The sequence below is a fragment of the Streptomyces sp. NBC_00572 genome (assembly GCF_026341815.1).
GTDB lineage: Bacteria > Actinomycetota > Actinomycetes > Streptomycetales > Streptomycetaceae > Streptomyces.
Map to the genome: position 1 here is coordinate 1,007,574 of NZ_JAPENX010000001.1, position 12,477 is coordinate 1,020,050.

Consider the following 12,477-nt stretch of genomic DNA (forward strand, 5'->3'; position numbering starts at 1 on the left):
GCCCAAAGGATGAGGCCCGTGACCTTCAAGGCTGAGTACATCTGGATCGACGGCACCGAGCCGACCGCGAAGCTTCGCTCGAAGACGAAGATCCTCGCCGGCGAGGGCGCCTCCCTGGAGGAGCTGCCGATCTGGGGCTTCGACGGTTCCAGCACGAACCAGGCCAAGGGCCACGCCTCGGACCGCGTCCTCAAGCCGGTCTTCGTCTGCCCGGACCCGATCCGCGGCGGCGACGACATCCTGGTGCTGTGCGAGGTCCTCAACACGGACATGACGCCGCACGACTCGAACACCCGCGCCGCGCTCGCCGAGGTCGAGGCGAAGTACGCCGCGCAGGAGCCGATCTTCGGCATCGAGCAGGAGTACACCTTCTTCGAGGGCAGCCGCCCGCTCGGCTTCCCGACCAACGGCTTCCCGGCCGCTCAGGGTGGCTACTACTGCGGCGTCGGCGCGGACGAGATCTTCGGCCGCCCGATCGTCGAGGCGCACCTGGAGAACTGCCTCAAGGCCGGTCTCGGCATCTCCGGCATCAACGCCGAGGTCATGCCCGGCCAGTGGGAGTTCCAGGTCGGCCCGCTGGCGCCGCTGGAGGTCTCCGACCAGCTGTGGATCGCCCGCTGGCTGCTGTACCGCACGGCCGAGGACTTCAACGTCTCCGCGACGCTGGACCCGAAGCCGGTGAAGGGCGACTGGAACGGCGCGGGCGCGCACACCAACTTCTCGACGAAGGCGATGCGCGAGGGCTACGACGCGATCATCACCGCCGCCGAGTCCCTCGGCGAGGGCTCGAAGCCGCTCGACCACGTCAAGAACTACGGCGCCGGCATCGACGACCGTCTGACGGGCCTGCACGAGACCGCCCCGTGGGACCAGTACTCCTACGGCGTCTCGGACCGCGGCGCCTCGGTCCGCATCCCGTGGCAGGTCGAGCAGGACCAGAAGGGCTACATCGAGGACCGCCGCCCGAACGCCAACGTGGACCCGTACACGGTGACCCGCCTCCTGGTGGACACCTGCTGCGAGGCCCTCGCGAAGGCCGGCCAGGTCTGATCCGCACCGCTTCACCACGAGGGGCGCCCACCGGGAACGGTGGGCGCCCTTCGTGCTTCCGGGGGAGGGCGCTCTCCCGGCATGTGGGAAGGACGACACGGGGTTTGGCCGGTGAAGGGGTCGTCGGGGGCATTCCCTTCTGGTTCAATAGGGAAATGGCCATCACACAGAACGACACCGCGACGGGTCGTCACGACCTTGAGCCGTTCTGGCCTTCCCGGCAGCATCATGACTTCGACCGGGTGTGTTGCCGCGCGAGGAACGCGTCGGCCCTCTAAAGCCCCGATCGGTACGGTCCGATCCACGGCCTTCGGCCGACGCGCACGACGTACGACTCCTGTCTGTTCGTTACTCCGCGCGAAAGAGCTGACCTCTCATGGCCCACACCGCCCCCACCGCCCACACTTCGAGCGCTTCCCTCACGGCCGTTCGTCCCGGCCGTCATCGACTGCGTGCCGTCGATCCCAACGAGGTCGTCGACTTCGCCCAGGTCGCCGACTTCCTGCCGCCCGGCGCCACTCTGCTGCCCGCTCCCCCGCACACCTTGCCGACCCTGCCGGGCCGGCCGCCGATGGTCGGGTACCTCGTGCTCGTACCGGCCGATCAGCAGCCGCGGCTGCCCGTCGCCACTCCCGTGCCCGCGACCGCACCCGTCGCCGCTCCGGTGGAGGACCAGGGGCCCGTCGCCATCGACGGCGGCCGGCGGATCGCCGTCGTGGACGGGCAGGCGCTCGACCTGACGTATCTCGAGTTCGAGTTGCTCGCCCATCTGGTGGCGCACCCCCACCGGGTGCACACCCGCGACCAGTTGGTCACCACCGTGTGGGGGTACGGCCACGTCGGCGACGGACGTACCGTCGACGTGCACGTGGCCCGGCTGCGGCGCAAGCTGGGCGCCGAGCACCGCCACACGATCCAGACCGTGCGGCGGGTCGGCTACAAGTACACGCCCTGATCCCTGTCAGAGGGTTCGGGACCTCGTCCTCGCCCTGGACACCACTCCCAGGGCGAGGTCCACGGTCAGGAACAGCAGCAGGCTGATGCCGAGCAGCGGGACGAACCACGCCACCAGCGCCGTGACCGCGAGGAGCGGGAGCAGCATCGTCACCGGGATCTTCCGCCACGCCCCGCGCGCCGCCGGGCGGCCCGGGCGGCGCAGCCACCACATGCGGTAGCCCCAGAGGATCAGCAGGATCAGGGCGAGTGCCAGGGCCGCGAGGGCCAGCTGGTTGAACAGGCCCAGGAACACGCCGGTGTGCGCGTCGATGCCTATGCGGGTGAGCTTCGCGAGGAGCGGGTAGTCGGCGAAGCGGAGCTGGTCGAGGACCGCGCCGTCCGCCGGGTTCACCGCCACCGAGTCCAGCTGGAGGGGGAACTGCGTGTCCGTCTCCTTGACCACATAGCCCTTGCCCTCGCCCGGCAGGACCACCGAGATCCTCGGGCTGTCGATGCCGGCCGCGCGCGCCGCCTCAAGTGCCTTGTCGAGGCCGATGTCCGGGCCCTGGGCGGTGGAGCCGCCGGTGTGGGCGCCGCCGTGGCCCTCGTGTTCCGAGGAGCCGCCGGCCGCGCCTCCGACGGTCGCGGTGAGCGTGGGCGTCGCGCCGCCGAGACCGTCCTGGACGGCGCCGATGTTCTCGCCCGCGTACCGCGACCAGGTCAGACCCGTCGCGGAGAGCAGGACGAGCCCGGTCACCGCCCACAGGCCGACCGAGCCGTGCCAGGACAGGGTGCGGCGGCGCGAGGCCGGACCGCCCTCCGGCACGAACAGGGCACGGCGGTTCTTCCGGCGCCGGCCCAGCCAGAGCAGCAGACCGCCGAGCGCGATGACCCACAGCCAGCTCGCGGCCAGCTCGCTGTAGTTGCGGCCGGTCTCGCCGAGGTGCAGATCGCGGTGCAGGCCGTCGATCCAGGTGCGCAGCGGAAGGGCGCCGGAGCTGCCGTAACTGGGCAGCTGTCCGCGGACGTCCCCGGTGTACGGGTCCACGAAGACGGCCAGCGAGGTGTCCTCGGGGACGTCCGGATCGGCCATCAGGACCCGGGTGGTCGCCCCGGGTTCGGCGCCGGGCCAGACGGCGGTGACGGTGCCGTTCGGGTTGACCTTGCGGGCGATGTTCACCTGCTGGGAGAGCGGCAGGGTCGTCTCGCCGACGGGGACCTCCAGCTCGTGCGCGTACACGACCTTCTCGGCCTGGAAGGAGAGCGCGTACAGCAGGCCGCTCGCGGCGGCCACGAGGAGGAACGGGGCGACGAGCACGCCCGCGTAGAAGTGGAGGCGGAGGACGAGGGGGCGGAGGGCGCTCCAGGTCGTGGGCTTGGACGTGGGCTGCGTGGAGGTGGGGGTGGCAGCTGTTGTGGCTTCCGACGGTGGCGCCTCGGCGGTTTCCGGGCGTGCGGGATCGTCGATGGTCATGGCTGTGGCTGTCCTCGGAGTCGGTGCAGACAGGGGGAAGACCCCCGGGTCAGACGTGTGCTCCGAGGGCCGTGGCGCGGGGTACGGACAGCCGGGGCGGGCCGCGCCGGGAGAGGCTGTGCGCGAGGACGACGGTGTGCGGCCGGTGGGCGCTCCGCCGGGCCCGGCGGACGGGGCCACGCGGGGCGTCGGGGACCTGGACGTGCGCGAAGAGCAGGCGCAGGGGCGTGAAGGCGTACGCCAGGGCGGCTCGGGCGAGCGTGAGGAACGCGGCCTCGCCGTGGGCCAGCCAGAGGCCGCAGAGGAGGGCGGCGAGGAGGTGGGCGGCGAGCATTCCTGCGCCGGAGCCGGTGCCGAAACCGGAGAGCATGGCCGGGACCATGTCGGTGCCCGTGCCCGCACCCGGGACCATGTCGGCGCCCGCGCCCGTGCTCGCTTCGTGCATCCCGGCCATGGCATCCATGCCGTCCATGCCGTGCATCGCATGCGTGCCGGTCCCGCCCGTTTCCCCCGCGTGGGAACCCGTCATCGAGAAGATCAGGTGCAGTGCGCCCTGGAGGACGAACAGCGCGCCCGCGATCGTCGGCGCACCCCGGCGTCGGCCGGCCGCCGCCCACGCGACGGCCGCCGTCAGGGCGAAGGCGCCGAGCAGGGTGAGTGCCGGAAGCCGGTGCGCAGACATGGACGAATGCCCCACGGCGGCCAACGTCACGCACACCACCGCGAACAGGGCGGCTCGCGCAGCGCGCAGGGGCGACCGGGGATTCGTCATCGTCCGTCATGGTGTCATCCCGCCACGCGGGGCACGAGAGGCCCTCCCCGTCCCGTGACGTCGCCGTTCGATCCGGTGACGTTCCTCCCGTGGCGGAATCCTCCGGGAGCGAAAGTTCTGGCCCCGCGCCGCGCGGCCGGGCAGGCTCCTGATCATGAAACTTCTGATGCTCGGGGGTACGGAGTTCGTGGGTCGCGCGGTCGTCGAGGCTGCGCTCGAACGGGGCTGGGAGGTGACCGTCTTCCATCGGGGGAGGCACGCGCCGCCGGCCGGGGTCACCTCGCTGATCGGCGACCGCACGACCGGCCCCGACGGTCTCGCCGCCCTCGCCACGGGCTCCTGGGACGCTGTGGTGGACACCTGGTCGGCGGCACCCTCTGCCGTACGGGACGCCGCGCGGCTGCTCGCCGACCGGGTCGGACGGTACGCGTACGTGTCGAGCCGTTCCGTGTACGCGTGGCCGCCGGCGGCCGGGCTCGCGGAGGACGGCCCGCTGGTGGAGGGCTCGCCGGACGACGGGGACGTGCCGTACGCGGAGGCCAAGATGGGCGGTGAGCTCGCCGCCACGGCCGCGTTCGGCGCGGACCGGACGCTGCACGTCCGCGCGGGGCTGATCATCGGGCCGTACGAGAACGTGGGCCGGCTCCCCTGGTGGCTGGGTCGGATCGCGCGCGGCGGCCCGGTCCTCGCGCCGGGACCCGCCTCGCTGCCGATCCAGTACATCGACGCCCGCGACCTGGCCGAGTGGACGCTCGACGCGGTGGCCGCGGGGCTCTCCGGGCCGTACAACCTCGTCTCGCCGCCCGGGCACACGACCATGGGCGAGCTCCTCGACGCGTGCGTACGGGCCACCGGCTCGGACGCCGAACTCCGCTGGACCGACCCGGAAGCACTGGTCAAGGCCGGCGCCGCGCCGTGGTCGGAGCTGCCCGTGTGGCTCCCGCCGGGCGAGATGTACGACGCGATGCACACCGCCGACGTGTCCCGGGCCGTCGCGGCCGGGCTGCGTTGCCGGTCCGCGGAGGAGACCGTCGCGGACACGTGGGCGTGGCTGGAGTCGCTCGGCGGGACGGCCCCGCAGCGACCGGACCGGCCGGAGGTCGGCCTCTCCCCCGAACGGGAGGCGGAGGTGCTGGCCGCGCTCGCCGAGTAGCCGGGTAGTGCCGGGTTGCCGCGCGAGTGGCCGGGTTGCCGGGTTGCCCGGCCACGCGCGCGGTATGAATCGTCCCGATCTGCCTGGATCGGGGCGATCCACTACCGTCGACACGAACGTGCACGAACCGGAGGAGTCGACGCCATGCCCGCCATCCCCGCCACCTCCGTCGCCAACCTCCGCGACCTCGGCGGTCTGACGCTCGGTGCCGGGCGTTCCGTCCGCCCCGGGCTCGTCCTGCGCTCGGCCCAGCTCGACCGGCTCGACCCGGCCGACCCCGTCGTGGCCGCCCTGGGCATCCGTACCGTCGTCGACCTCCGTACGGAGAGCGAGCGCGCCGACCGGCCCGACCGGCTTCCCGCCGGCGCCCGGCACCTCGTCGCGGACGTGCTCGCCGACCATCTGGCCATCAGCGGGCTGCCGCCCGCCGCCCGCCTGAAGGCGCTGCTCACCGACCCTGCGCTCGCCGAGGAACACCTCGGCGGAGGCCAGGTCCGGGCGGCCTTCGCCCGCACCTACCGGACCTTCGTCTCCGGCGACTCCGCCCGCGCCGCCTACCGCGCCCTGCTCACCGAGCTGGGAGCTCCGGACGCCGGGCCGCTGCTCTTCCACTGTTCGGCGGGCAAGGACCGGACGGGGTGGGCGGCGGCGGTCGTGCTTTCGCTGCTCGGCGCGGACGAGGAGACCGTGCGGGAGGAGTACCTGTCGGTCAACACCGCTGTACGGCAGGCGTTCGCGCCGATGATCGAGGGGTTCACGGCCCAGGGCGGCAATCCCGACCTCGCGCTCGATCTGATCGGGGTCCTGCCGGAGTACCTGGCCGCGGGGCTCGACGAGGTGGCGGTCCGGCACGGGTCGATGGAGAAGTACGTACGGGAGGGGCTCGGCGTCCCGGACGAGGTGACGTCGCGGATCCGCGAGCGGTTGGCGGCCGGCCCGGCGGCCTGAGCCCGCGCCTGGGCCCCCGGGGGCCGGGACCGGGGACCGGGGTGACCATCGGAAGAATCGCTCGTTCTGCTGAACGTGAGCACCAAGGATCTCGTCCCCTCGCCCGTGGGCCCCGTCGACGTCGAGCAGGCCGAGGCCGCGCTCGTCGAGCGCTATCCGCGGCTCGTCCGCATCGCCTACCTCGTGCTGCCGCCGTCGCTCGGCCGCAACCGCCGGGTGCTGACCGCGCACGCGCTCGTCCAGCGCTCGCTGCCGCGCCGCCGGGTCCCGGGCCCGGGCCCGGCCGTTCCTGAGCCCCGGCTCGCCGAGGACGCGGTCGATCCCGGTTACGCGTACGTGCGGGGCGAGGTGCTGCGGCAGGCGCTCATCGCGGGGCTGCCGCTGCGGCGGCTCGCGCTGCCGAGGCGGGCGCAGTTGCCGCCGCTGCTTCCGCACGTGTGGGGACTGCGGCTGTTCCCCCGGGTGGGCGGCGCCGATGAACTCGCCCTGGACCAGCGGCTGTCCCGCCTCTCCGGACCCGGCCGCGCGGCCTACGTCCTCCGCGGCCTGGAACGCCAGGGCGACCCGGAGGTCCTGCGGGTGCTCGCGGCGGCGGGGGTGGCGGACCCGCCGTCGGCCCTGGCCGAGGCGGACGCGCTGGACGGACCGGAGGGCGAGCCGGAGGACGGCCCGGCGGGATCTCTCGCCCCGGAGGCCCCGCCCGGTGACCCGGACGCTCCCCGTCCCCCTGCCGGTACGGGCGACCGCCCCGCCGGCGGCTACGCCCCGGGCACTCGGACCGGGGACGGGGACGCCCGTACGGCCAGGGTCGGCGAACAGCCCGGCCCCCGCTCCGTCGGAGGCGCGGCCGACCGCCGGGCGGGACGACCGGCCGGGGCGGGCGCGGCCGGCAGCACGGACCGCCGCACCGAGCCCGACGGAGCCGGAGGCGCGGGCAGCCGTCCCGGGCCCGACGGCGGGCACGGGAGAAACGCGAGCAACAGGGGCAACGAGGAATCCGCGAGAAGCGGGGGATCCGGGAGGAACGGGGGATCCGTCCCGGCCCCCTTCGATCCCGGTCGGCGTCGCAGCGGTGTCGCCCTGCTCGAGTCCGACGAGTTCGATCCGTGTGCGTTGCAGGCTCGGCCCACCGATCTTCTGCGGCGGCGGCAGCATGCGCGGGCCGCGTTCGTGGCGCTCGCCGCGCTTCTCGTGTGCGGGGCGCTGCTCGGGCTGCCTGGGGACGGGTGGGGCAGAAACGGTGCTGCTGCGCCCTCGTACGCGCGTAATCCCGCCGCCGAGGCCGCCCTCGATCCCGGGGCCCTCAAGCGGGTCGGCCCTGCCGTCTGGCCCGGTTCCACCCGGCGGGACTTCTCCGTGTGGCCCGCGCGCGGTGGACTCGTCGGGGACGCCGCGCTGCTGCGGCGGGCGCTCGCCGTGTGGGCGCGGCCCGGCGCCTCCGTGCGGTCCTCCGCCACGCCCGGGACGCCCGTGGGCCCGCCCATGGGGCCGCCGCAGCTGCTTTTCGCCGGTGTGGTCGACGGGGCCCGGGTGGTGCTCCTCCACGACGGGCTGCGGGTCGTGCGGTACGCGGAACCCGTCGGGGGTGCGGCCGGTGCCGCGCTCGACTTCGCGCGGACCGACGGGGCCGACGTCGTCGGTTCGGCGGCGCTCGTCCTGTCCCGCGCGGCCGGCAACGTCCGCTATCTGACGGCACCTTGGGTGAAGGAGACGGCCGTACGGGATCTGCTGGCGCCCGCCGGGGAGCCGAGGCCGCTGCCGCGCGACGCCAGTGGGGTGACCGAGCCGATGACCGGTCCCGCCCTCGCCAGGAGCTGCACCCGCTGGAACACCCTTCAGGTGCGGGACGGTTCGGGCCGACGACTGCTCACCGATCTCGGCGAGCTGGCACCCGCCCGGCTCCTCTGGGGCCCGCCCGCCGCCGCCCCCACCGACGCCACGAGCCCCGAGGCGCGCGCGGCCTGGGCGCGGACCGCGTGCCAGCTGACGGCGGTACGGGCCCACGGGGTGCGGTCCGTGAACGCCTGGCAGTTCGCCCGGCAGCCGCTGCCCGAGGGCGCCGGGAGCGGCACCTGGCTGTGCACCCGCGCCGAGACCTGGCGCGGCACCGGCAGCCGGGTCCTCGCCCAGTTCCTGGTCCCCTCGCCGACGGTGCCCGCCGCGCTCGCGGCTCGCTCGGAGGGTTCGCCCGCCTGTGGCGTGCGGGATCCCCGGGTGCTGGCCGGGGTGCTCTGGCAGGCTCCCGGCGGCGCCTGGTACGTCCTGGCGGCCGGCAGCCCGGACTTCGCCGCGCTTGAGGTCTCCGGCGGGGTGAAGGGACGGTCCGACGGGCCGGTTCTGGCGGTCAGGGCGGCCGCCGGAGCGCGGGCCGACCTGGACGGCACCTTGCGGGACGGGACGCAGGTCGGCGCCCTGAGGTGACCCGGGGGCCGCGTCCCGTACCCGCCAAAAAGACCGTGCACAGACCTGTTGCCACCGCCTACCCCTCAGTACATTGACGTCATGTCTAATACGCAGCCTGCACCGGTGGCGTCGGAGCACGTCGAGCTCAAGGCCCGCAAGGTCTCCTTCGACTGGGAGGAGACCCCGCTCCACTGGGTACCCGGCGATCCCTTCACCACGCACACCATCAATGTGCTGCACCTGCTGCTCCCGGCCGGCGAACGCTGGTTCGTGCACGTCTACAAGCAGGCGCTGCCGTACATCACCGACGACCGGCTGCGCGCGGACGTCATCGGCTTCATCGGCCAGGAGGCCATCCACTCCCAGGCCCACGACGACGTCCTCCCCCACCTCCGGGAGCAGGGCCTCGACCCCACCCCGTACACCGCGCAGGTCGACTGGTTCTTCGAGAAGCTCCTCGGGGACCGGACCCTGCCGCCGGGCCGGCCGCGCCGCTGGTGGCTGATGGAGCGGGTCGCGATGATCGCCGCCATCGAGCACTACACCGCGTTCCTCGGCAACTGGGTGCTCAACGCCGACGAGCTCGACCGGGTCGGCGCCGACCCCACCATGCTGGACCTGCTGCGCTGGCACGGCGCCGAGGAGGTCGAGCACCGCTCGGTCGCCTTCGAGCTGTTCATGCACCTCGACGGCGGCTACCGGCGCCGCGCCCGCACGTGGGCGCTCGCCTTCTCCGCGCTCGTCTTCCTCTGGCAGCGGGGCGTCCGCTTCTTCATGGAGAACGACCCCAGCCTCCTCGACGGCAAGGCCTCCTTCGGCCAGTTCGTCCGCAAGGGCCGGCAGGGCGTGCTGCCCTCCACCCCGGACATGCTGCGCTCGATACCCCGCTACCTCAGCCGCGCCTACCACCCCTCGCAGGAGGGTGACACCGCACAGGCGATGGCCTACCTGGCCTCCTCCCCCGGCGCCAACGGAGGTCACTGATGCCCCGGCTCACCACCGTCGCCCTCGTCGCGGGGGCCGCGCTGCTCGTCCGCCGCGCCGTCCGCAGCCGCATGACCACGGCCCCGCTGTGGCCGATGCCCTCCCTCGAAGAACCCGTGTCCGGATACGGCCGGGGCAGCACCGTCCCCCGCAAGGTCCTCGTCGCCGCGCGCGCCACGCCCGCCCAGGGGGTCGTCGAACTGCGCCTGGAAGGCCGGGAGTTGCCCGGCTGGCAGCCCGGAGCCCATGTCGACCTCGTCCTGCCCTCCGGCCTCGTGCGGCAGTACTCGCTCTGCGGCGACCCGGCCGACTCCACCACGTACACCGTGGCGACCCGGCTGATCGAGGCCGGGCAGGGCGGCCGGGGCGGCTCGCGCGAGGTCCACGAGCAGCTCCACGAGGGCGTGGAGATCGAGATCCGGGGTCCGCGCAACCGCTTCCCGCTGGTCGACGCGCCCGCGTACGCCTTCGTCGCCGGCGGCATCGGCATCACCCCGGTCCTGCCGATGCTGCGCGCCGCCGAGGCGGCCGGGGCGGACTGGCGGCTCGTGTACTGCGGGCGCAGCCGGGCCACGATGCCGTACCTGACGGAGATCGAGGCGCTGGGCGGTGGCGACCGGGTCACCGTCGTCGCCGAGGACGAGTCCGGCTTCCCCGACCTCGCCTTCCTCGCGCACGTTCCGGCCGAGACGCTCGTCTACTGCTGCGGCCCCGACGGGCTGATGGACGCCGTGACCGCGGCGATGGCGGAGGGCCGGACCCCGCACCTCGAACGCTTCTCGGCCGCCGCGACGACCGGCGGCACGGCCTTCGAGGTCGAACTGCGCCGCTCCGGACGTACGGTGCGGGTGGCGGCCGACCAGTCGGTCCTGGAAGCCGTCCGCGAGGAGCTCCCGGGCCTCATGTACTCCTGCCGGCAGGGCTTCTGCGGGACCTGCCAACAGCGGGTCCTGGAGGGCGAGATCGACCACCGGGACGAGCTGCTCACCGACGCCGAGCGGGACGACTCGATGCTGATCTGCGTCTCGCGCTGCGCGGGAAAGCGGCTCGTGCTCGACCTGTAGACACCCCCTGGGGGGTGCCCGGCCCGATCGGCGGGACAGTCCCTACGGCAGGACCAGCCAGTCGAGGGCGAGCGCGGCGAGGAGACCGCCCACCAGGAGCCAGGTGCCGAGCCGCGTACGGCCGTTGCGGGAGAGTTCGATCACGATCCCGCAGAGGATCATCGCGAGGCCGTACACACCGACGACCAGGACGGAGGTCCGGCTGGCGAGCCGGATCACCAGGACGACGGCCATCGCCACGAGCAGCACGGAGGCGGCGGCGACCCGCAGCCGCCGCGCCTGCTTCGGCGTGAGTCCGGCCCCAGGAGCGGCCTCCTCGTCGTCCTCGTTCTCGTCCTCGTCGTCCTCGTCGTGCTCGTCGTCCTCGTCGTCGCCTGCGGCCTCGTCGAGTTCGTCTGCCTCAGGAGTCTCTTCGCGGGTCTCCGCGGAGGTCTCGCGGGGGGTCTTTGCGGGGGTCTCTTCGGCCTTGGAGATCTCTTCAGGGGTCCCGTCGGCCTCGGGGGCCTCCGGGGACTTGGCGGCCTGGGTGTCCTGGTCGGAAGCGCTCATGGAGCAGGAGCGTAACCGACCCCGTTAGGCTGTTCGTATGACGACCGGGGTACGCCGCAGGATGGGCGTCGAGGAGCGCAAGCAGCAGCTGATCGGGGTAGCCCTCGAACTCTTCAGCCACCGCTCTCCCGACGAGGTGTCCATCGACGAGATCGCCGCGGCCGCGGGCATCTCGCGGCCGCTGGTCTACCACTACTTCCCCGGCAAGCAGAGCCTCTACGAGGCGGCTCTCCGGCGGGCGGCCGACGAGTTGGCGGCCCGGTTCATGGAGCCGCCGCAGGGGCCGCTCGGGGCGCGGCTGCTGCGGGTGATGGGCCGGTTCTTCGACTTCGTGGACGATCACGGGCCGGGGTTCGCGGCGCTGATGCGGGGCGGGCCGGCCGTGGGTTCCTCCACGACGAACGCGATGATCGACGAGGTGCGGCACGCCGCGTACGTGCAGATCCTCGCCCACCTCGGGGTCGAGAAGCCGTCCGCACGGCTGGAGTTGGTCGTCCGTTCCTGGGTCTCGCTCGCCGAGTCGACGGCGCTGATCTGGCTGGACGGGCGCCGGGTCCCGCGCGCGGAGCTGGAGTTGCAGCTCGTGCACGACTTCGCGGCCCTCGCGGCCGTGAGTGCCGCGTACGACGCGGACATGGCGGAGATCCTGGTCGCCATCCTCGCGGACGAGCCGGCCGACGGCCCCTTCGGGGAGCTGGTGGCCCGGCTCGTCGCGCTGGTTCCGGTCGGGGCTCCCCCGGTGAGCGCCGTACCCGATCAGCGCTTGCGGTAGGACGCTTCCAGATCGCGGATCTCGACCGACAGCCGCACGCCCTCGGTCGCCTTGAGGTACGTGGGCAGCAGGGCGAGGACCGCCTCCGACAGGCGGCCCTTGAGCTCGTCCGTACGGCCGGGCAGCAGGGCGATCTCGACGTGTACCACGACGTCCTCGGTCGCGCCGTCCCCGACGACCGTCTCCTCGACCTCGCGGAACCGGGTCTTGCAGGCGTCGAGTGTCGTGTCGACCGTCTCCACGACGAGCGGGTGGAGCGCGAGGGCGAAGCCGCGCCGGTCGAGGGGCGCGGAGTAGTCGACGGTGATCTGCGGCATGAGGAGCACTCCAGGCCAGAGGGATACGGCTGTCGGATGTCTGGCCATACCTTTA

The 12,477-nt window shown here is 73.4% G+C and carries 12 protein-coding genes; 8 read left to right on the top strand and 4 right to left on the bottom strand.

Annotation, left to right across the window (positions count from 1 at the left end; all coding sequences use genetic code 11):
* Positions 1 to 18 precede the first annotated feature (18 nt).
* A complete protein-coding gene (gene glnII, locus OG514_RS04645; RefSeq protein WP_266891108.1) occupies positions 19 to 1,050 on the top strand; it encodes a glutamine synthetase in 1,032 nt (343 codons plus the stop codon).
* A 376-nt stretch (positions 1,051 to 1,426) separates the two neighbouring features.
* Positions 1,427 to 2,005: a winged helix-turn-helix domain-containing protein gene (locus OG514_RS04650; RefSeq protein ID WP_266891110.1), complete on the top strand. Its 579-nt coding sequence runs from the start codon at positions 1,427 to 1,429 to the stop codon at positions 2,003 to 2,005.
* A gap of 6 nt (positions 2,006 to 2,011) precedes the next feature.
* Here OG514_RS04650 and OG514_RS04655 read toward each other — a convergent pair whose 3' ends face one another.
* Both OG514_RS04655 and OG514_RS04660 read right to left on the bottom strand, forming a co-directional pair.
* On the bottom strand, positions 2,012 to 3,460 hold the full coding sequence (locus OG514_RS04655; RefSeq protein ID WP_266891112.1) for a PepSY domain-containing protein: 1,449 nt from the start codon (positions 3,458 to 3,460) through the stop codon (positions 2,012 to 2,014).
* Positions 3,461 to 3,509: 49 nt separating this feature from the next.
* The gene (locus tag OG514_RS04660) at positions 3,510 to 4,142 is read right to left on the bottom strand and encodes a hypothetical protein (protein ID WP_266891114.1); all 633 of its coding nucleotides are present in this window, start codon (positions 4,140 to 4,142) and stop codon (positions 3,510 to 3,512) included.
* Between the two features lie 244 nt (positions 4,143 to 4,386).
* Between OG514_RS04660 and OG514_RS04665 the strand changes: the two genes are divergently transcribed.
* The 5 genes from OG514_RS04665 (at position 4,387) to OG514_RS04685 (ending at position 10,784) form a co-directional block, all read left to right on the top strand.
* Positions 4,387 to 5,385, top strand: a complete 999-nt coding sequence (locus tag OG514_RS04665; protein WP_266891116.1) for an NAD-dependent epimerase/dehydratase family protein — start codon at positions 4,387 to 4,389, stop codon at positions 5,383 to 5,385.
* Between the two features lie 144 nt (positions 5,386 to 5,529).
* Positions 5,530 to 6,333, top strand: coding sequence for a tyrosine-protein phosphatase (locus tag OG514_RS04670; protein ID WP_266891118.1), 804 nt, complete (start codon positions 5,530 to 5,532; stop codon positions 6,331 to 6,333).
* Between the two features lie 75 nt (positions 6,334 to 6,408).
* Positions 6,409 to 8,754, top strand: coding sequence for a hypothetical protein (locus tag OG514_RS04675; RefSeq protein ID WP_266891120.1), 2,346 nt, complete (start codon positions 6,409 to 6,411; stop codon positions 8,752 to 8,754).
* An 81-nt stretch (positions 8,755 to 8,835) separates the two neighbouring features.
* Entirely contained in the window at positions 8,836 to 9,720 is an 885-nt protein-coding gene (locus OG514_RS04680; protein ID WP_266891122.1) for a metal-dependent hydrolase, read from the top strand.
* Positions 9,720 to 10,784 (top strand): PDR/VanB family oxidoreductase, encoded by a 1,065-nt coding sequence (locus tag OG514_RS04685; RefSeq protein ID WP_266891124.1) that lies wholly within the window; start codon positions 9,720 to 9,722, stop codon positions 10,782 to 10,784. Before OG514_RS04680 ends, OG514_RS04685 begins: the two co-directional genes overlap by 1 nt.
* Before the next feature lie 42 nt (positions 10,785 to 10,826).
* Here OG514_RS04685 and OG514_RS04690 read toward each other — a convergent pair whose 3' ends face one another.
* The gene (locus OG514_RS04690; RefSeq protein ID WP_266891126.1) at positions 10,827 to 11,333 is read right to left on the bottom strand and encodes a hypothetical protein; all 507 of its coding nucleotides are present in this window, start codon (positions 11,331 to 11,333) and stop codon (positions 10,827 to 10,829) included.
* Positions 11,334 to 11,370: 37 nt separating this feature from the next.
* On the opposite strand from OG514_RS04690, the gene OG514_RS04695 reads away from it, so the two are divergent.
* The gene (locus OG514_RS04695) at positions 11,371 to 12,105 is read left to right on the top strand and encodes a TetR/AcrR family transcriptional regulator (protein WP_266891128.1); all 735 of its coding nucleotides are present in this window, start codon (positions 11,371 to 11,373) and stop codon (positions 12,103 to 12,105) included.
* Here OG514_RS04695 and OG514_RS04700 read toward each other — a convergent pair.
* The gene (locus OG514_RS04700; RefSeq protein ID WP_266891130.1) at positions 12,090 to 12,422 is read right to left on the bottom strand and encodes a 5-carboxymethyl-2-hydroxymuconate Delta-isomerase; all 333 of its coding nucleotides are present in this window, start codon (positions 12,420 to 12,422) and stop codon (positions 12,090 to 12,092) included. The genes OG514_RS04695 and OG514_RS04700 overlap by 16 nt on opposite strands.
* Positions 12,423 to 12,477: the final 55 nt, after the last annotated feature.

What these genes read in the sequence shown, in the direction of transcription:
- OG514_RS04685 (WP_266891124.1), top strand. Translation starts at nt 9,720, where the DNA reads ATGCCCCGGCTCACCACCGTCGCCCTCGTCGCGGGGGCCGCGCTGCTC.
- OG514_RS04650 (WP_266891110.1), top strand. Translation starts at nt 1,427, where the DNA reads ATGGCCCACACCGCCCCCACCGCCCACACTTCGAGCGCTTCCCTCACG.
- OG514_RS04680 (WP_266891122.1), top strand. Translation starts at nt 8,836, where the DNA reads ATGTCTAATACGCAGCCTGCACCGGTGGCGTCGGAGCACGTCGAGCTC.
- OG514_RS04670 (WP_266891118.1), top strand. Translation starts at nt 5,530, where the DNA reads ATGCCCGCCATCCCCGCCACCTCCGTCGCCAACCTCCGCGACCTCGGC.
- OG514_RS04700 (WP_266891130.1), bottom strand. Translation starts at nt 12,422, where the DNA reads ATGCCGCAGATCACCGTCGACTACTCCGCGCCCCTCGACCGGCGCGGC.
- OG514_RS04690 (WP_266891126.1), bottom strand. Translation starts at nt 11,333, where the DNA reads ATGAGCGCTTCCGACCAGGACACCCAGGCCGCCAAGTCCCCGGAGGCC.
- OG514_RS04665 (WP_266891116.1), top strand. Translation starts at nt 4,387, where the DNA reads ATGAAACTTCTGATGCTCGGGGGTACGGAGTTCGTGGGTCGCGCGGTC.
- OG514_RS04655 (WP_266891112.1), bottom strand. Translation starts at nt 3,460, where the DNA reads ATGACCATCGACGATCCCGCACGCCCGGAAACCGCCGAGGCGCCACCG.
- OG514_RS04660 (WP_266891114.1), bottom strand. Translation starts at nt 4,142, where the DNA reads ATGTCTGCGCACCGGCTTCCGGCACTCACCCTGCTCGGCGCCTTCGCC.
- OG514_RS04695 (WP_266891128.1), top strand. Translation starts at nt 11,371, where the DNA reads ATGACGACCGGGGTACGCCGCAGGATGGGCGTCGAGGAGCGCAAGCAG.